Origin of the sequence: Citrobacter sp. Cb004 (assembly GCF_030337065.1) — a bacterium.
In the GTDB taxonomy this organism is placed as follows: Bacteria; Pseudomonadota; Gammaproteobacteria; order Enterobacterales; family Enterobacteriaceae; genus Citrobacter; species Citrobacter braakii.
The window spans coordinates 24,825-43,058 of the sequence record NZ_JAOWCH010000049.1 but is presented as its reverse complement, the minus strand read 5'-3'; the positions used below and the strand labels follow the sequence as shown (position 1 = coordinate 43,058).

Genomic DNA, 18,234 nt, shown 5'->3' with positions numbered 1-18,234 from the left:
TTGTTCCGTGTCAGTGGAGGCGCATTATAGGGAGTTATTTCAGGCTGACAAGGGGAAATTTAAAATAATCTTCCGAGTGCCTATTTTTCCACCAAAACAGCCTAAACAGCCAGTTTTTCGAGCGTCTTAAAGCCATAACGCTGCAGCACGGGCAATAATTGTTCGGCTTCTGCCGTCATTGCCATGCAGAATGCGACATTCTCATCAGTTGATTTCGCGTCTGGCGCTTCATGTTCTAATAACCAGGCCGTACGACGCGCAATCGCGGCACCAGAATCCACCAGCCGCGTCCCCTCGGGCAGGACCTGTAAAAGTTCTTCCCGTAATAGAGGGAAATGGGTGCATCCGAGCACCACCGTGTCAGGTGGTTCCGACATCCGCAGCCAAGGGCGCAGGACACGACGCAGTTCTTCCAGAGAAACGGTTTCACCGTGCAGCTTCGCTTCCGCCAGTTCCACCAGCTCAGCGGAACCCAGCATCGCTATCTGACATTCGTTAGCAAACCGTGCAATCAACTCATGGGTATATGAACGCTTCACCGTTGCACGCGTAGCCAGCAGTCCCACCACACCATTCGCCGTGAGTCGCGCCGCCGGTTTAATGGCAGGCACCACGCCCACAACCGGAAAGGCAAATTTCTCACGTAATGCAGGGAGCGATACCGTGCTTGCTGTATTACACGCGATGACCGCAAGAGAGAGGGGATAGCGCTGCTGGACCGCAGTCACAATCTCAACAACACGTTCGACGATAAACTCCTCGCTCTTCTCTCCATAAGGAAAGGCGACGTTGTCGAAAGCGTATATATAGTGGAGATCCGGCAGAAGACGCCGGATCTCGTCATAGACCGACAACCCACCGACGCCGGAATCAAACACCAGCACGGTGGGACGCGGATCAGAAAGTGTAGCTGCCAGACAAGGTGTATTCCCGTCCTGCAGTTGCGTAGCCATAAACTGTCTCGTAATCTTTATCGAACAGGTTGGCGATTTTACCACGAACTGTCAGCTGTGAGGTGATTGGATATGACACGCCAAGATCCCACAGGCTAACCCCACCCATTTTTACTGGCTGGTAGGTTACGTAGTCAGTGTCATAACGCGTTCCCAGGTAATGATACGTCAGGCCCCAGTCAAAATCATAAACCTGCCAGTCGAGCTGGTACTTCACCTGGTTTTTAGAACGGCGTGCGAGCGGCTTGTCCGTAATCGCATTGCGCGAATCGACATAATCGTAGCTCAGCGTATGTGCCAACGGCCCGGTATCAAAGTTTGCGGTCGCTTCCACACCTTTAATACGAACTTTACCTTCGTTAAAGTATTTCTCGGTATGCGGGTCGTAATCGATCATGTCGTCAATATCATTACGATATCCGGATACACGCCAGTTCACGCCCGCCGTTAAGCCTTCAAACGCCCCTTCCCATTGCTTACTTTGTTCAGGATCCAGGTTCGAATTGCCGTAATAACCATGCAACTGTCCGAGATTAGGCGCTTTGTAAGATGTACCGTAGGAGGCAATAAAGCGATAGCCTTCAATAAACTCCCATCCGGCGCTGGTCTGCCATGTGCCATGACGGCCAAATTCGGAGTTATCATCACTGCGCGCCGCACCTTCAAAGGTAAAGTCGCCCAGTTGCTGCAACCCGGTCAGGTAGAGACCCGTATTACGCTGATCGTAACCGTCCGTGACATACCCGGTGCCAGGCGTCGTGGTTTGCTTTTGCCAGTCAACGCCTGCGCCTACGTTACCGTGACCAAGCACCATACTGTTGGACCACTGAACATTATATTGCTTCATATCATCCAGTGTGGCCGAGGAGTCATAGCGACCATAATCCGGATCATAGTTGTAATCTTTACTATGGCTATAGCTGGAAACCAGTTGTGACTGGATAAGCTCGCCATTAAAGCGCAGCCCGGCATCCCAGCTTTGGCTATAGAGCTGACGGGTATCCACTAACGGCGTCCCAGGATAATAATACGCGTCATAATCTGTTCGGTTATCATAGCCGTAGCCGCGAACAAACCCGCTCCATGTATCGGAAAAGTTATGTTCCAGCGCGCCATACAGCGTCTTACTTAAGAAACCGTCTTTGTCGGGCTGAGCCTGAGAGCCAGTGCTACCGTATGCGACAACATCAAAACCTTTGGTATAGGCATAATCGCCCATTAATGTGACGCGCGTATTTTCGCCAAGCTGTTGTTGGGTTGAGACATCGTAATTCTGATACCCATTGCTCCCTACACCGGTAGTGAGTTCCGTCCCCGGCTTTTCACGCGTGGTAATGATATTCACCACACCACCAATCGCATCAGACCCATAAACCGCCGACCGCGGCCCACGAATGTATTCGATACGTTGCACTAACGAGACTGGGAACTGGCTAAGATCGGCTGCGCCGCTAACCCCTGCCAGGTTCAGACGCACGCCGTCAATCAACACCAGCACATGGCTGGCATTGGTGCCGCGGATAGAAATAGACGAATTTTGTCCCATACCACCGTATTGGGCGATATCCACGCCCGGCAGGCGGCGAAGCACATCATTGACGGAAGTGGATTGCCAGCGATCGATATCCTGACGCGTAACAACGGTGATAGGGGCAAGTACAGCGCTACGAGGCTGCTGAAAACGGTTGGCAGTGACGACGAGAGTATCTGGGCTAGTGTCCTGCGCCCAACCCGAAAATGCTGTGACGGACAGCGCCGTGCACAGCAACGATTTTTTAATCATTGTAAAGCATCCACAATATAAGAAGGATGCCGCAGGTCCCACCGATAGTACGCGATGATGAAAACCAGATGCGACGTTAGCCGGCAGGTCTTCGGGCTTGGAGGCAACTTAAAGAGATGATGACTTCCCACGGCAAGCCGCAGTGTCTGCACCAGGTGCGCTCATCTCCTACCTTCCTTACCGCTGCGCGTCAGCTCCAGATTCACACTGGATTCCCTTTTAACTCACAGGACCGGAAAACGGATGCTACAGTTTGTTACAACCTGGTGTCCAGACCGCGCATCACAATATCGGAAATCATCAATGACTGGACATCTGTTGAGCAATCCCTACAATCCCCGCGTACTTTTATTTTTCAGGACGCATCATGACCCCCGAACACCTTCCGACAGAACAGTACGACGCCCAGTTAGCTGAAAAAGTAGTGCGTCTGCAGAGCTTAATGACGCCATTTTATGCACAGGCTCCGGAAGTGTTTCGCTCGCCGGTCAGCCACTACCGTATGCGCGCGGAATTTCGTCTGTGGCATGACGGGGATGATCTGTACCACATCATGTTCGACAGCCAGACCAAAAGCCGTATCCGCGTCGACAGTTTCCCGGCGGCCAGCGAGCTTATCAACACGCTGATGACGGCAATGATCGACGGCGTTCGCAACAACCACGTCCTGCGCCACAAACTGTTCCAGATTGATTACCTCACTACCCTGAGCGATCAGGCGGTGATATCGATGCTGTACCATAAAAAACTGGATGATGAATGGCGTCAGGAAGCTGAAGCGCTGCGGGATGCGTTACGGGCGCAAAACCTGAACGTGCATCTGATTGGCCGGGCAACCAAAACCAAAATCGAGCTGGACCAGGATTACATTGACGAACGCTTGCCGGTTGCGGGTAAAGAGATTATCTACCGCCAGGTTGAGAACAGCTTCACCCAGCCGAATGCCGCCATGAATATTCAGATGCTGGAATGGGCGATTGATGTCACCAGGGGATCAAAAGGCGACCTGCTTGAGCTGTACTGCGGCAATGGCAATTTCTCGTTAGCCCTCGCACAAAACTTCAACCGCGTGCTGGCCACTGAAATCGCTAAACCGTCCGTGGCTGCTGCGCAATACAACATTGCGGCTAACCATATTGATAACGTACAAATTATCCGCATGGCGGCCGAAGAGTTTACTCAGGCGATGAACGGGGTTCGTGAGTTCAACCGTTTGCAGGGAATCGATCTGAAGAGTTACCAGTGTGAAACCATTTTCGTTGACCCACCGCGCAGCGGTCTGGACAGCGAAACAGAGAAAATGGTGCAGGCGTACCCGCGAATTCTGTACATCTCCTGTAACCCGGAGACATTGTGTAAGAACCTGGAAACGTTAAGCCAGACGCACAATGTTTCACGCCTGGCTCTGTTCGATCAGTTCCCGTATACGCACCATATGGAGTGCGGAGTATTACTGACCGCCAAGTAAATGATGTCCTGGCCGGGGGCGCTTCGCTTGCCCGGCCTACAAATATTACTCCACGATTTCCTGTCTACGGTTACGCACTTTAAAGCCGATCCAGAACACCAGAATCACCGACAGAACCGCCGGGAAGAAGTTAGAGCCAATATCCGGATATTCAGCGCGTACCACAGTGCTGTACAACAGAACGCCGAGAATAAAACAGGCGGCGGCCAGGCCCGGTAACCCCACAGGCATGGTACGGTTTTGATAGCGTTGATGCAGACAATAAACCGTCAGCACCAGCGAAATAATTGGGAATACTGAGAATGGCACAATGGAGCTAAACAGCGCCGCAAATGTGCCATTGATCGATAAGCCAGCAACCAGCGCCAGCAGCAGCGTACCTTTATCTTGACCTGACTGTTTCATTGCTCGTCCTTCTCGTTACTCGGAGTGATGCGTCATCTTCTCTTGTTCACGGCGGTACCAATAAAATGCGCCCTTCGCGATCATGCGCAGTTGCAATACCAGCCGTTCTTCCAGCTGTCGACGCTGCTCGGCGCCAACATCCAGTGCTTCTGCCCCGGCGCTGAACACAATGGTGACCATGGCTTCGGCCTGCGCTTCAGTAAACGCACGAGGCATATGGTTTTCGAGTTCGAGATAGTCCGCAAGTTCCGCAATGAAGTGCTGAATTTCACGAGCGACCGCTGCGCGAAACGCCGCGGAGGTTCCCGAACGCTCGCGCAATAATAAACGGAAGGCGTTGGGATTGTTGCCGATGAACTCCATAAATGTTGAGACCGAGGTGCGGATCACACTCCCGCCCTTCGCGATACGCTGACGCGCCTGACGCATCAACTGACGCAGCATCAAACCACTCTCATCCACCATCGTCAGGCCGAGTTCATCCACATCGCGGAAATGGCGATAAAACGAGGTTGGCGCAATGCCCGCTTCACGAGCGACTTCGCGTAAACTGAGGCTGGCAAAACTACGCTCAGCGCTGAGTTGACTAAATGCGGCTTCTACCAGCGAACGCCGGGTTTTTTCTTTTTGTTGCGCTCTAACGCCCATCACGATGTCTGAATCCTTCCACATACCTTGCTGGCACTATACCAGAGATTCGGCGGTTGGCATGGCTTTGTGAATGATTGTTTACGCGCAGTTTGTGCTTCGAGTTCGCAAAAAAGCACAACGATAATTGGGTTATCCCGACAACGATGTTACTATTCTGTTGCTTTTATGTATAAGAACAGGTAAGCCTGACCATGTCACATTCCTACGATTACGATGCAATAGTAATAGGTTCCGGTCCCGGCGGCGAAGGCGCTGCAATGGGTCTGGTTAAGCAAGGAGCGCGCGTCGCGGTGATTGAGCGCTATCATAACGTCGGCGGAGGCTGTACCCACTGGGGGACCATCCCGTCGAAAGCCCTCCGCCACGCCGTCAGCCGTATTATTGAATTCAATCAGAACCCACTTTACAGCGACCACTCCCGACTCCTTCGTTCTTCTTTCGCCGATATTCTCAACCACGCTGATAACGTTATTAATCAGCAAACGCGTATGCGGCAAGGATTTTACGAGCGCAACCACTGTGAAATTTTGCAGGGAAATGCCCGTTTTGTTGATGAACACACACTCGCCCTTGAATGCCACGACGGCACGGTGGAAACGCTGACCGCGGATAAGTTCATCATCGCCTGTGGTTCACGCCCCTATCATCCGGTGGATGTCGACTTTTCCCATCCCCGGGTTTATGACAGCGACTCTATCCTGAGCCTGCACCATGAACCCCGCCATGTTTTGATTTATGGTGCGGGAGTAATTGGCTGCGAATATGCGTCGATCTTCCGTGGAATGGACGTCAAAGTCGATTTAATCAACACCCGCGATCGTCTGCTTGCGTTCCTCGATCAAGAGATGTCCGACTCGCTCTCTTACCACTTCTGGAACAGCGGTGTGGTCATTCGCCACAACGAAGAGTACGAGAAGATTGAAGGTTGCGATGACGGCGTCATCATGCATCTGAAATCCGGTAAGAAACTGAAAGCCGACTGCCTGTTGTACGCCAATGGCCGTACCGGTAATACCGATTCGCTGGCGCTGGAAAATATTGGGCTGAAAACCGACAGCCGCGGACAGTTGAAGGTCAACAGCATGTACCAGACGGCGCTGCCGCACGTGTATGCCGTAGGAGATGTGATCGGCTATCCGAGTCTGGCATCGGCGGCCTACGATCAGGGACGCATTGCCGCCCAGGCATTGGTAAAAGGCGAAGCTACCGCGCATCTGATCGAAGATATCCCGACCGGAATTTATACCATTCCGGAAATCAGCTCCGTCGGGAAAACCGAGCAACAGCTCACGGCCATGAAAGTTCCATACGAGGTTGGCCGCGCCCAGTTTAAACATCTGGCACGTGCGCAAATCGTGGGTATGAGTGTCGGAACGCTGAAGATCCTGTTCCATCGCGAAACGAAAGAGATTCTGGGGATCCACTGCTTTGGGGAACGCGCGGCCGAAATTATTCACATCGGTCAGGCGATAATGGAGCAAAAAGGTGGTGGTAACACCATCGAATACTTCGTTAACACCACCTTTAACTACCCAACCATGGCGGAAGCCTATCGGGTAGCAGCGCTAAATGGCTTAAACCGCCTGTTTTAACGCACTGTCGAAATGGCCATCCATTGACCCACGGATGGCCTCTGCCAGCTGTTCATAACGGCTGCGCAGCGGCGAACCTGGACGATACACCAGGCCAATCGTACGGCGCGGTTCAGGCTTGATGCAGGGCAGATAGACAACGCCATCACGCTTACGCTCCGGCGGCACGGCCAGCGCGGGCAGTAAGGTAATACCGCTGCCTGCCGCCACCATGTTACGCAGCGTTTCCAGACTGGTCGCCCGGAAATGGGTATCCTCATCGGCACCCGCTTCAAAGCAGAAGCCCATCGCCTGATCGCGCAGGCAGTGGCCATCCTCTAGCATCAGCAGTTTCTCACCCGCCAGATCGGACATCGGTACACAGTCGCGGTTTGCCCATGGGTGATCTTCATAGATCGCCAGCAGCATAGGCTCATCAAATAATGGTACTTCGATGAACGCCTCACTCTCTTTCACCAGCGCCAGAATGACGCAGTCGAGCTTACCGCTATCCAGTTGCGCCAACAGCTGATGCGTCTGCGCCTCATGGAGATACATTTCCAGTTTTGGGAAGGTCTGGTGCAACATAGGAATAATATGCGGCAGCAGGTATGGCCCCACCGTTGGGATCAAACCAATATGCAGCGGTCCAGACATTGTCTCGCCTTGTTGGCTTGCCATCTCCTTGAGCACTTTGACCTCGCGCAGCACGGTGCGCGCCTGATCCACCAGCAGTAAACCTGCCTGAGTGAACAGCACTTTGCGACTCGTACGCTCCAGCAGCATGACACCAAGCTCATCTTCCAGCTTGCGGATCTGTCCGCTCAGCGTTGGCTGACTAACGTGACAGGAGTCTGCCGCTCGTCGGAAGTGACGATGTTCGGCTAGCGCCACCAGGTATTCAAGATCACGAATATTCATTATTCATCCTCCATCGCCACGATAGTTCGTAGCGATAGGTAGAATAGCAACGAACGATTATCCCTATCAAGCTTTCTGTTTAATAATGCACCACAGAAACGGAACGGTACCCCTTTAACCCTTGAAGCTACTGTCCGTTTTGAGAGTTTCTCTCATACTCGAAATAACTAAAGCCAACGTGAACTTTTGCGGGCCTTGAGTCCGCATTTTTTTTGCGCCCGGCGCGAATACATTCAAAAAAATATATACAAAATATAAATTACATATTTCCATTCGATTATTTAAATGAAAATCATATTAAATTAAAATAATCAAAAACATTTTGTATCATTTATATATTTGACGCCCTGTCAGGTTCATAAATAATAACCGCGCGATATTCAATATATGGCAAATCGCAAGAACACTCGTTTCTTCGCCACTCTAATTATTTAGAGTACATTCACCCATATTTTTCTAATATTTATCGAATGGAATCTTTTATGAAACTCAATACTATTTCGCGATATTTTCTCGCGGCAGGCCTGATGTCATGCGCCGCAAACGCATTCGCCCTGGAAGCCTGGAGCGGTCAGTCAGGTGGAAACACCATTGAAGTTATTTTTGACAGTAAAGTTTATAGTAACCGCTGGTATGTAAATGCCGATAATTGCCCACAGGGCGCGTCCGCTGAAAACTGGGATAATCCGTGGAGTTATTTGCGCGATGCCACAAAAGCGGAAATCGATCAATATGGCAACCCAACCACTTGTGAATCCGGGAGCGCCACGCCTGTTGCCCACGACGCATTCAGCGCAGAAAAAGATTATGCCAAAGATGATATTGTCGCTTATCAGGATGTGACATATGAAGCGTCCAGGCCCATTCCGGCTTATTCCTTCACCCCAGGTGCCGACAACCCGTGGAAACTCTATACGCCAGTACCCGACTGGAGTTCCAGCCAGGTTTATAACAAAGGGGATGAGGTCAAAGTTGACGACCAGTCTTATGAAGCGCTGTACTATACCGTTGGCGAAAATCCTTCTATTGCAGGTAACCAGAACCCGACCGGCACCAATGGCCGTCCGTGGAAACCGTTAGGCCCAACGGTCGAATTCACCCAGGAACAATTTAATAATGCCCCACAGATCAACTCTATTGCGCTTTACGAAGCTGGCAAACTGGCGGTGTACAAAGGGATACCTTATGTCGCTCAGACGAAAGTCAAAGGCGTTATGCCGGATGATAACAACCCGTGGGCGATTTATACCAACTGGGCAGGCACCAAAGAGCGCGTAGGGACGCCGAAAAATCCGTGGCCTGCCCACGTTTATGCACCATACGTCGACTTTAGCCTGAACAGCATTCCGGATCTGGCAAAACTGGCGAAAGAGCAAAATATTACCCACTTCACCATGGCGTTTGTCGTCGCGAAAAGCGGCGAGCAGTGCATCCCAACCTGGGGCACGGCCTATAATCTGCAGGATTACTCACAGTACAGCAAAATAAAAGCGCTGCGTGAAGCCGGTGGCGATGTGATGGTTTCCATTGGCGGAGCGAATAACTCCCCGCTGGCAGCTGCCTGTAAGAATGTTAAAGACCTGCAAAAACTCTACTACGACATTGTTGATAACATGAACCTGAACGTGCTGGATTTTGATATCGAAGGCACATGGGTGGCCGATCAGGATTCCATCGATCGCCGCAACCAGGCAGTAAAAGAGGTTCAGGCTCAGTGGAAAGAGGAAGGTCGCAAAGTCGGTATCTGGTACACCCTGCCAATTCTGCCGACCGGTCTGACGGCTGAAGGTCTGTATGTACTGGAAAATGCGCGCCATGCCGGCGTTGAGCTGGCTGGTATTAACGTGATGACCATGGACTACGGTAACGCCGTCTGCCAGTCAGACGGCACCGAAGGGCAGAACATTCACGGTAAATGCGCCACATCCGCTATCGACAACATGTTCACCCAGTTGAAGAAAATCTGGCCAGAGAAATCTGACAAAGAGATCAACGCCATGATGGGCACCACCCCGATGATCGGTTACAACGATGTACAGGGCGAAGTGTTCTATCTGTCCGATGCGAAACTGGTAATGGAAGATGCGAAAAAACGCAACCTCGGCATGATTGGCGCGTGGTCAATGGCACGCGATCAGCCGGGCGTGGCGAAGCAGGTCAGCCCGGAGCACAGCGGCATGACCGCACAGCAGGCACCGATGTACGCATACAGCCAGGTATTTGCGCCGTTTACTCACGCAGATGAAAAAGAGGTCGTCACCGGTGTTTATAAATCACGGAAAAACAACCTCTGCCTGGATGTCAAAAACGGTCAAATCCGGAATGGCGATCGTTTGTTCACCTATGCCTGCTCCGGCTCCAACAACCAGACCTTTAAATTTGATGCCCGTGAACATCTGGTAATTGGCAATAGCCAGAGCTGCCTGGATATTCAAAACGGTTATAATGTTGAAGGCAGAAATATTATTTCTTACACCTGCCACACCCCGACTGATACCAACAAAAATCAGACATGGACCTGGCAAAACAACAAGTTCGTCTCACAGAAGGAAGGCACGCAACGTTGTATGACGGTGGGTAACGACGGTTATGTCACCTTAAGTACCTGCACCGACAATAACGTCGCCCAGGAATTTGAGATTTATCGTCCGTAAACTGCTATCCAGGATAGAAACATGACAAGGCCATCCCTCGGGATGGCCTCTTTTATTACCGACGTTAAATCAGACGCGCCTTCGCGTAGTCGATCGCCTGCGCCACCTGCTGTGGCGACACGCCGCCTTTCGCCGCACGTTTATCCAGGCACGATTGCAACGAGAGGATCGGATAAACGTCCTCGCCAATCACCTGACTGAACTTTTGTAAGTCAGCAAGCGACAGCGCTTCCAGCGGTTTGCCCTGACGAATCGCCTCGACCACCGTCTCACCCACAATATGGTGTGCTTCGCGGAACGGGACGCCTTTTGCTACCAGATAATCCGCCAACTCGGTGGCGTTAGCATAACCCTGCTGCGCCGCTTCCTGACAACGCGGACGTTTCACCTGAATGCCATCCAGCACCAGCGCAGCCATATGCAGACAGTCCAGCCAGGTGTCGAGCGCATCGAACAGCCCTTCTTTGTCTTCTTGCATATCTTTGTTGTATGCCAACGGGAGACCTTTTAAGGTCATCATCATGCCGGTCAGAGCACCCTGCACGCGACCGCATTTGCCACGGATCAGCTCCAGCGCATCCGGGTTTTTCTTCTGCGGCATCAGAGATGAACCCGAAGTTACACGATCGGACAGCTCGACAAAGCCCGCTTCGCCGGTATTAAAGAAAATCAGGTCTTCAGCAAAACGCGACAGGTGCACCATGCCGATAGAAGCGTTGGAGAGTAACTCCAGCACGTGGTCACGGTCAGAAACACTGTCCAGACTGTTACGCGTCGCCGAGGAAAAGCCCAGCCAACCGGCCAGCTGCTCGCGATCGATTTCATACGCCGTACCCGCCAGCGCGCCGCAGCCCAGTGGACTGACGTCCAGGCGCTTGAGCGAATCCTGCAGACGGCTCTCGTCACGCGCCAACATTTCGACATAGGCCAGACACCAATGAGCAAACGTCACCGGCTGCGCACGTTGCAGGTGGGTGTAACCCGGCATGACGGCGTCCTGGTTATTCTCTGCCGTCACCACCAGCGCACTTTGCAACTGACGGTTGGCCGACAGTAATTCAATAACCGTGTCTTTACACCACAGTTTAAGATCGGTCGCGACCTGGTCATTACGGCTACGTCCGGTATGCAGTTTTTTACCAAGCTGGCCGACTTTATCAATCAGCTTACCTTCCACCCAGCTATGAATATCTTCAGCATCGCTTTGCAGGATCTGCTGCGGATTAACGCGAACCTCTTCCAACAGAGTGTTCAGCGCCTCTTCCAATTGCAGTTGTTCATCGGCAGTCAGTACGCCGACCGTTACCAGCGCTTTAGACCAGGCCACAGAGCCGACAATATCCTGTTCTGCCAGGCGGTAGTCAAAACGCAACGAGTCGTTGAACTGTTTGAACCGCTGATCTGCTGCCTGTGTAAAACGCCCACCCCAAAGTGCCATAACTTGCTTCCTTAATATCTTGAATTTCAACGCCGGATGGCGCTTAGCTTATCCGGCGTACAGGTTCGGTTCACGTAGGCCCGATAAGGCATAACCGCCATCGGGTACAAAATAGTTTACGCTAAAATCCGCGTGCCAATTGGCATGCCGTTAAACAGCGCCGGCAGTTGCTCGGCATGACGCCAGGAGGCAATATCCACAGGGCGACCCAGCGTGCGCGCGGCATCCAGCGCCGCATTGACCTTCACGATCATGCCGTCAGTAATAATACCTTGTTCAATCAGTTGTTCCGCTTTAGCGGCGGTCATTTCGGCAATACGCTGGCCTTTACCATCCAGAATACCGCTTACGTCAGAGAGCAGGATCAGATCCGCACCCAGCGTTGCCGCCAGCGCCGTTGCCGCCTGATCGGCATTAACGTTCATCAGCAGTCCGTCTTCAGTAACACCAATAGAGCTAACTACCGGCAGAAAACCGCCTTCCAGCAGTGTGTTAATCAGCTTAGGCGAACCCGGCTGCGCCAGTCCAACATGACCCAGCGCTTTATCGAGCGGCGTCACTTTTACGCTATCGCCATCACCAAGATACAGACCCACGGATGCGATGTGGTGCTTTTTCGCCCAGGCCAGTAAGGTTTTATTCGCTGTTCCTGCCAGGGCGCCGGTAATAATGTCAATTTGATCGGCTGGCGTGACGCGCAGACCATTTTTCTTTTTCACCGGCAGGTTCAGCTGCTTCATCAGATCGTCAACCACGCAGCCGCCACCGTGCACAATGACCAGCGGTCGCTGATGCGACTCACGATAATTCACCAGTGCGGTAAACAGACGCTCCAGCGCCTCTTCGCTATCCAGTAAAACGCCGCCCAGCTTGATAATTAATGGATTCATCGTTGCACCCTTAAATAAGAGACTGAGTTTCAGCAAAGCCAAAACGAATATTTGCGCACTGCATCGCCTGTGCCGCCGCGCCTTTCAATAAGTTGTCTTCAGTTGCCACCACGATCAGGTGCTCACCCTGTACGGCAAACCCGATATCACAGAACGGTAAGCCAACCACGTTCTTCAGCGCCGGAACGCCTTTGTCATACAGACGCACCAGTGGCTTATCGCCATACGCCTGTTGCAACGTTTGAGCCACTTGCGCATGGGTTACGCCCGCTTGCAAACGGCAGGTGATGGTTTCCAGAATTCCGCGCGGGAAGTTGCCCAGATGCGGGGTGAAGATCACCTCCGCACCAAGGTGAGTAGCGATTTCCGGCTGATGGCGATGGGTAAACACGCCATACGGCTGCAGGCTCACCTCACAAAAGCTGTTGGAAATAGCCGCCTTACGTCCCGCGCCGCTCACGCCGCTGGTGGCGTTAATTACCGGCCACTGGCTGAGATCCAGCAGCCCGGCATCAATCAGTGGTTTCAGCGACAGCTGCGCCGCCGTCGGGTAGCAACCCGGCACGGCAATCAAATTCGCGTCTTTCAGTTGGTCTGCGCTCCACTCCGCCAGTCCATAAACCGCCTGCTCCAGCAGGTCGGGATGCTGATGGGTAAAGCCGTAATATTTTTCATAGAACGCGCCGTCGTTTACGCGAAACGCGCCCGAGAGGTCAAACACCACGCATCCGGCCTGCAAAAACTGCGGGGCCAGGTCATGGCTCACCTCATGTGCCGTTGCGAGGAACACAACGTCCACCCCTGCGCTAAACTCGCTGATATCTGACATTGGCTGTAACGGTAAATCGACAATGCCTTTCAACTGCGGATGCAAATCGGAGATTAATTTTCCTGCATCATTGCTTTGCGCTGAGACGGTCAAAGCGGTTATGGTCATATCAGGATGGCGATTTACATAGGTCACAAGCTCTGCGCCGGCATAGCCACTGGCGCCCACAATCAGCGTATTCAACATCGGGGCTGCTCACCTTCTTAGATTCTGTTGCCAGATATAAGCCTTTATCACCTCACCTTACACTTGGTGGGTTTTATTACGCTCAACGTTAATGTATTTTTATTCACAAATACTGCATGAATATTGATACTATCATGACCCGAGGTGTGTCAACAATGAAAAACAATTTACCGCCATTTATCGAGATATACCGCGCTCTGATTGCCATGCCGTCGATTAGCGCCACCGAAGAAGCGCTCGACCAAAGTAATGCAGGTTTAATCACTCTGCTGGCGGGCTGGTTCAAAGATTTAGGCTTTAATGTGGAGGTCCAGCCGGTTCCCGACACGCGCAATAAATTCAATATGCTGGCAAGCATTGGACAGGGAGCCGGTGGTTTGTTGTTGGCGGGCCATACCGATACCGTCCCCTTTGACGACGGACGCTGGACGCGCGATCCGTTCACCCTGACCGAGCATGACAATAAGCTCTACGGTTTGGGTACGGCAGATATGAAAGGCTTCTTCGCCTTTATCCTCGACGCGCTGCGTGACGTCGACGTCACTCAACTGAAAAAGCCCCTGTACATTCTGGCCACTGCCGATGAAGAGACCAGCATGGCGGGAGCGCGTTATTTCTCTGAAACCACCGCTTTACGCCCGGACTGCGCGATCATTGGCGAACCCACTTCTCTACAACCGGTCCGCGCGCACAAAGGTCATATCTCTAATGCGATTCGCATTTTGGGACAATCGGGTCACTCGAGCGATCCGGCTCGTGGCGTGAATGCCATTGAACTGATGCATGATGCCATCGGTCATATCATGAATCTGCGCGATGACCTGAAAGAGCGCTATCACCATGATGCTTTTACCGTCCCGTATCCGACGTTAAATTTGGGTCACATCCACGGCGGCGACGCCGCCAACCGAATCTGCGCCTGCTGCGAGCTACATATGGATATTCGCCCACTGCCCGGCATGACGCTTAACGATCTCAATGGCTTACTTAACGACGCGCTGGCCCCGGTCAGCGAGCGCTGGCCGGGTCGCCTGACGGTGTCGGAGCTGCATCCGCCAATTCCAGGCTATGAGTGCCCACCGGATTATCAACTGGTACAAGTGGTTGAGAAACTGCTGGGCGCACAGACTGAGGTGGTGAACTACTGCACCGAAGCGCCGTTTATCCAGACGCTTTGCCCGACGCTGGTGTTAGGGCCTGGCTCCATTAATCAGGCGCATCAGCCGGATGAGTATCTGGAAACTCGTTTTATTAAGCCAACCCGCGAATTGATCACCCAGGTTGTGCATCATTTCTGCTGGCATTAACCGCTTATCGCCTCGCTAACCCTTTAGTGGTAAGCGAGGTAATTTATTAACATTTCCATAAGCAAAGCTTATTTGATTCGATGTGAATTAAATAACGTAAATTCCCGTCATTTTTTCGTTTGCTGAACCGATTTCGCAGCAATTGACGTCACGACTTTTACGTGGCTTTATAAAAGACGGCTAACAAACAAAGTCCGAGAGATTTCGTGTCACAGCAAGGCGGCAAGCGAGCTCATACCAGGAGCTTACATAAGTAAGTGACCGGGTGGGCAAGCGCAGCCAACGCCGATGTCGCGCGAAAGATACAGGACGCATAAATTAAAGATGGGGTGTCTGGGTTAATATGAACGAACAATATTCCGCGTTGCGTAGTAATGTCAGTATGCTCGGCAAAGTGCTGGGGGAGACCATCAAGGATGCGCTGGGAGAGAACATTCTTGACCGCGTAGAAACAATCCGTAAGTTGTCCAAATCATCCCGCGCCGGCAATGAAGTCAATCGCCAGGAGCTGCTCACTACGCTGCAAAACCTGTCTAACGACGAGCTGCTGCCGGTTGCCCGCGCGTTTAGCCAGTTTCTGAACCTGGCCAACACCGCCGAGCAGTACCACAGCATTTCGCCAAAAGGCGAAGCAGCCAGCAACCCGGAAGTGATTGCTCGCACTCTGCGTAAACTGAAAGAGCAGCCCAACCTCGATGAAGCCACCATCAAAAAAGCCGTCGAATCTCTCTCCCTGGAGCTGGTTCTCACTGCCCACCCGACCGAGATCACCCGCCGTACGCTGATCCATAAAATGGGTGAAGTGAACGCCTGTCTCAAGCAACTTGATAACAAAGACCTCGTCGATTACGAGCGCCATCAGCTGATGCGCCGTCTGCGCCAGTTGATTGCCCAGTCCTGGCATACGGATGAAATCCGCAAGCTGCGCCCAAGCCCGGTTGATGAAGCCAAATGGGGCTTCGCGGTGGTTGAAAATAGCCTGTGGGAAGGCGTACCAAATTATCTGCGCGAGCTGAACGAACAACTGGAAGAGCATCTGGGCTATAAGCTGCCCGTTGATTTTGTCCCGGTTCGCTTTACCTCCTGGATGGGCGGCGACCGCGATGGCAACCCGAACGTAACGGCGGATATCACCCGTCACGTGCTGCTACTCAGCCGCTGGAAAGCGACCGATCTGTTCCTGAAAGACATTCAGTTTCTGATTTCTGAGCTGTCGATGGTGGATGCCACACCGGAACTGTTGGCGCTGGTGGGTGAAGAAGGCGCAGCAGAACCTTACCGTTATCTGATGAAAACCCTGCGTTCACGTCTGATGGCAACCCAGGCCTGGCTGGAAGCCCGTCTGAAAGGCGAGAAATTACCGAAACCTGCGGGACTTCTCACCCAAAACGAACAGCTCTGGGACCCGCTATATGCGTGCTATCAGTCTCTGCAGGCCTGTGGCATGGGCATTATCGCCAATGGCGAATTGCTCGACACCCTACGCCGCGTGAAATGTTTCGGCGTACCGCTGGTACGTATTGATATTCGTCAGGAAAGCACCCGTCACACTGAAGCCCTTGGCGAACTGACCCGTTATCTGGGCATTGGCGACTACGAAAACTGGTCGGAAGCGGATAAACAGGCTTTCCTGATCCGCGAGCTGAACTCCAAGCGTCCGCTGCTCCCACGTAACTGGGAGCCGAGCAACGACACCCGCGAAGTGCTCGACACCTGCCGGGTCATTGCTGAAGCCCCGTATGGCTCCATTGCCGCCTATGTTATCTCAATGGCGAAAACGCCATCGGATGTACTGGCCGTACATCTGCTACTGAAAGAAGCCGGTATCGGTTTTGCTATGCCGGTTGCCCCGCTGTTTGAAACGCTGGACGACCTCAACAACGCCGATGACGTCATGTCCCAGCTCCTGAACATTGACTGGTACCGTGGCTTTATTCAGGGCAAACAGATGGTCATGATTGGCTACTCTGACTCCGCAAAAGATGCAGGCGTAATGGCGGCCTCCTGGGCGCAATATCAGGCGCAGGACGCGTTGATCAAAACCTGCGAAAAAGCCGGTATCGAACTGACGCTGTTCCACGGTCGCGGTGGCTCCATTGGTCGCGGTGGCGCGCCTGCGCATGCGGCGCTGCTTTCTCAACCACCAGGCAGCCTGAAAGGCGGTCTGCGCGTGACAGAACAAGGGGAGATGATCCGCTTTAAGTACGGCCTGCCGGAAGTGACCATCAGCAGCCTGTCGCTGTATACCGCAGCAATTCTGGAGGCCAACCTGTTACCGCCGCCAGAGCCGAAAGATAACTGGCGTCATATCATGGATGAGCTTTCCGATATTTCCTGTGAGCTCTATCGTGGATATGTACGTGAAAACAAAGACTTCGTCCCTTACTTCCGCTCCGCAACGCCAGAGCAGGAACTGGGTAAATTACCGCTCGGTTCACGCCCGGCAAAACGTCGCCCAACCGGCGGGGTAGAGTCTCTGCGCGCCATTCCGTGGATTTTTGCCTGGACGCAGAACCGCCTGATGCTCCCGGCATGGCTGGGTGCAGGCACCGCACTGCAAAAAGTGGTTGAAGACGGTAAGCAAAGCGAACTCGAAGCAATGTGCCGCGACTGGCCATTCTTCTCCACACGTCTTGGCATGCTGGAAATGGTTTTCGCCAAAGCAGACCTGTGGCTGGCAGAATACTACGATCAGCGCCTGGTCAAAAAAGAGCTGTGGCCGCTGGGTGAAGAGCTGCGTCAGCGCCTGGAAGCCGATATCGATGTCGTGCTGGCGATTGCCAACGACTCACATTTGATGGCCGACCTGCCGTGGATTGCCGAGTCCATTCAGTTAAGAAATATTTATACTGACCCGCTGAATGTCTTACAGGCTGAGCTGTTACACCGCTCACGCCTGGCGGAAGAGCAAGGCAATGCACCGGATCCGCGCGTTGAACAAGCGCTGATGGTGACAATCGCTGGTGTCGCAGCCGGCATGCGTAATACAGGCTAACGTCCCCCCTCGTCGCCTTCGTGCTATTGTACGAAGGCGACAACAAAAACTGCTGTCATAACCGCTTCTTTTTCAATATATTCCCGCCTGAATATATTCACATTGTGAATATATCAACAGCAAAACACGATCCTAAGATCGTGATGCTTAAGTTCCTCTTAATATTAAGTCGCTACTCTTGGC

13 protein-coding genes and 1 riboswitch are annotated in these 18,234 nt (G+C 52.6%); of the genes, 5 read left to right on the top strand and 8 right to left on the bottom strand.

What is annotated here, in order from left to right; translation table 11 throughout:
* Nucleotides 1-101: 101 nt before the first annotated feature.
* Together murI and btuB are read right to left on the bottom strand one after the other, a co-directional pair.
* Entirely contained in the window at nt 102-953 is an 852-nt protein-coding gene (gene murI / locus OGV65_RS08380) for a glutamate racemase (protein WP_016157938.1), read from the bottom strand.
* Nucleotides 898-2,736, bottom strand: coding sequence for a TonB-dependent vitamin B12 receptor BtuB (btuB, locus tag OGV65_RS08375; RefSeq protein ID WP_286454846.1), 1,839 nt, complete (start codon nt 2,734-2,736; stop codon nt 898-900). The genes murI and btuB overlap by 56 nt, the downstream gene beginning before the upstream one ends.
* A 65-nt stretch (nt 2,737-2,801) precedes the next feature.
* Nucleotides 2,802-2,988: riboswitch (cobalamin riboswitch) on the bottom strand.
* Between the two features lie 115 nt (nt 2,989-3,103).
* Here btuB and trmA point away from each other — a divergent pair.
* Nucleotides 3,104-4,204: a tRNA (uridine(54)-C5)-methyltransferase TrmA gene (trmA, locus tag OGV65_RS08370; RefSeq protein ID WP_016155293.1), complete on the top strand. Its 1,101-nt coding sequence runs from the start codon at nt 3,104-3,106 to the stop codon at nt 4,202-4,204.
* A 45-nt stretch (nt 4,205-4,249) separates the two neighbouring features.
* Here the strand turns inward: trmA and OGV65_RS08365 are convergent, their stop codons facing one another.
* On the bottom strand, nt 4,250-4,609 hold the full coding sequence (locus OGV65_RS08365; protein ID WP_016155292.1) for a YijD family membrane protein: 360 nt from the start codon (nt 4,607-4,609) through the stop codon (nt 4,250-4,252).
* A gap of 15 nt (nt 4,610-4,624) precedes the next feature.
* Nucleotides 4,625-5,260 (bottom strand): HTH-type transcriptional repressor FabR, encoded by a 636-nt coding sequence (gene fabR / locus OGV65_RS08360; RefSeq protein ID WP_003028862.1) that lies wholly within the window; start codon nt 5,258-5,260, stop codon nt 4,625-4,627.
* 191 nt (nt 5,261-5,451) lie between these two features.
* Between fabR and sthA the strand changes: the two genes are divergently transcribed.
* The gene (sthA, locus tag OGV65_RS08355; protein ID WP_016155291.1) at nt 5,452-6,852 is read left to right on the top strand and encodes a Si-specific NAD(P)(+) transhydrogenase; all 1,401 of its coding nucleotides are present in this window, start codon (nt 5,452-5,454) and stop codon (nt 6,850-6,852) included.
* Here sthA and oxyR read toward each other — a convergent pair.
* Nucleotides 6,835-7,752, bottom strand: a complete 918-nt coding sequence (oxyR, locus tag OGV65_RS08350; RefSeq protein ID WP_003028858.1) for a DNA-binding transcriptional regulator OxyR — start codon at nt 7,750-7,752, stop codon at nt 6,835-6,837. The two genes, sthA and oxyR, sit on opposite strands and share 18 nt — an antisense overlap.
* A 482-nt stretch (nt 7,753-8,234) precedes the next feature.
* Here oxyR and OGV65_RS08345 point away from each other — a divergent pair, with 482 nt between their 5' ends.
* Complete coding sequence (locus tag OGV65_RS08345) at nt 8,235-10,406, top strand: ricin-type beta-trefoil lectin domain protein (RefSeq protein WP_200047217.1); 2,172 nt, start codon at nt 8,235-8,237, stop codon at nt 10,404-10,406.
* 64 nt (nt 10,407-10,470) lie between these two features.
* On the opposite strand, the gene argH is transcribed toward OGV65_RS08345, so the two are convergent.
* The 3 genes from argH to argC form a co-directional block, all read right to left on the bottom strand.
* The gene (gene argH / locus OGV65_RS08340; RefSeq protein ID WP_047497608.1) at nt 10,471-11,844 is read right to left on the bottom strand and encodes an argininosuccinate lyase; all 1,374 of its coding nucleotides are present in this window, start codon (nt 11,842-11,844) and stop codon (nt 10,471-10,473) included.
* 116 nt (nt 11,845-11,960) lie between these two features.
* Nucleotides 11,961-12,734 carry an acetylglutamate kinase gene (gene argB / locus OGV65_RS08335; protein WP_016155288.1) on the bottom strand — a complete coding sequence of 258 codons (774 nt, stop codon included), beginning with the start codon at nt 12,732-12,734 and terminating at the stop codon, nt 11,961-11,963.
* Nucleotides 12,735-12,744: 10 nt separating this feature from the next.
* Nucleotides 12,745-13,749, bottom strand: a complete 1,005-nt coding sequence (gene argC, locus OGV65_RS08330; protein WP_016155287.1) for an N-acetyl-gamma-glutamyl-phosphate reductase — start codon at nt 13,747-13,749, stop codon at nt 12,745-12,747.
* Between the two features lie 155 nt (nt 13,750-13,904).
* Between argC and argE the strand changes: the two genes are divergently transcribed.
* Both argE and ppc read left to right on the top strand, forming a co-directional pair.
* Nucleotides 13,905-15,056, top strand: a complete 1,152-nt coding sequence (gene argE / locus OGV65_RS08325) for an acetylornithine deacetylase (RefSeq protein WP_286454845.1) — start codon at nt 13,905-13,907, stop codon at nt 15,054-15,056.
* Between the two features lie 343 nt (nt 15,057-15,399).
* Nucleotides 15,400-18,051 (top strand): phosphoenolpyruvate carboxylase, encoded by a 2,652-nt coding sequence (ppc, locus tag OGV65_RS08320; protein ID WP_016157932.1) that lies wholly within the window; start codon nt 15,400-15,402, stop codon nt 18,049-18,051.
* Nucleotides 18,052-18,234 lie beyond the last annotated feature (183 nt).

Excerpts from the sequence above, each read along its gene's own strand:
- murI (WP_016157938.1), bottom strand. The coding sequence starts at position 953 with ATGGCTACGCAACTGCAGGACGGGAATACACCTTGTCTGGCAGCTACA.
- sthA (WP_016155291.1), top strand. The coding sequence starts at position 5,452 with ATGTCACATTCCTACGATTACGATGCAATAGTAATAGGTTCCGGTCCC.
- argE (WP_286454845.1), top strand. The coding sequence starts at position 13,905 with ATGAAAAACAATTTACCGCCATTTATCGAGATATACCGCGCTCTGATT.
- trmA (WP_016155293.1), top strand. The coding sequence starts at position 3,104 with ATGACCCCCGAACACCTTCCGACAGAACAGTACGACGCCCAGTTAGCT.
- argB (WP_016155288.1), bottom strand. The coding sequence starts at position 12,734 with ATGAATCCATTAATTATCAAGCTGGGCGGCGTTTTACTGGATAGCGAA.
- OGV65_RS08365 (WP_016155292.1), bottom strand. The coding sequence starts at position 4,609 with ATGAAACAGTCAGGTCAAGATAAAGGTACGCTGCTGCTGGCGCTGGTT.
- OGV65_RS08345 (WP_200047217.1), top strand. The coding sequence starts at position 8,235 with ATGAAACTCAATACTATTTCGCGATATTTTCTCGCGGCAGGCCTGATG.
- argC (WP_016155287.1), bottom strand. The coding sequence starts at position 13,749 with ATGTTGAATACGCTGATTGTGGGCGCCAGTGGCTATGCCGGCGCAGAG.
- argH (WP_047497608.1), bottom strand. The coding sequence starts at position 11,844 with ATGGCACTTTGGGGTGGGCGTTTTACACAGGCAGCAGATCAGCGGTTC.
- ppc (WP_016157932.1), top strand. The coding sequence starts at position 15,400 with ATGAACGAACAATATTCCGCGTTGCGTAGTAATGTCAGTATGCTCGGC.
- oxyR (WP_003028858.1), bottom strand. The coding sequence starts at position 7,752 with ATGAATATTCGTGATCTTGAATACCTGGTGGCGCTAGCCGAACATCGT.
- btuB (WP_286454846.1), bottom strand. The coding sequence starts at position 2,736 with ATGATTAAAAAATCGTTGCTGTGCACGGCGCTGTCCGTCACAGCATTT.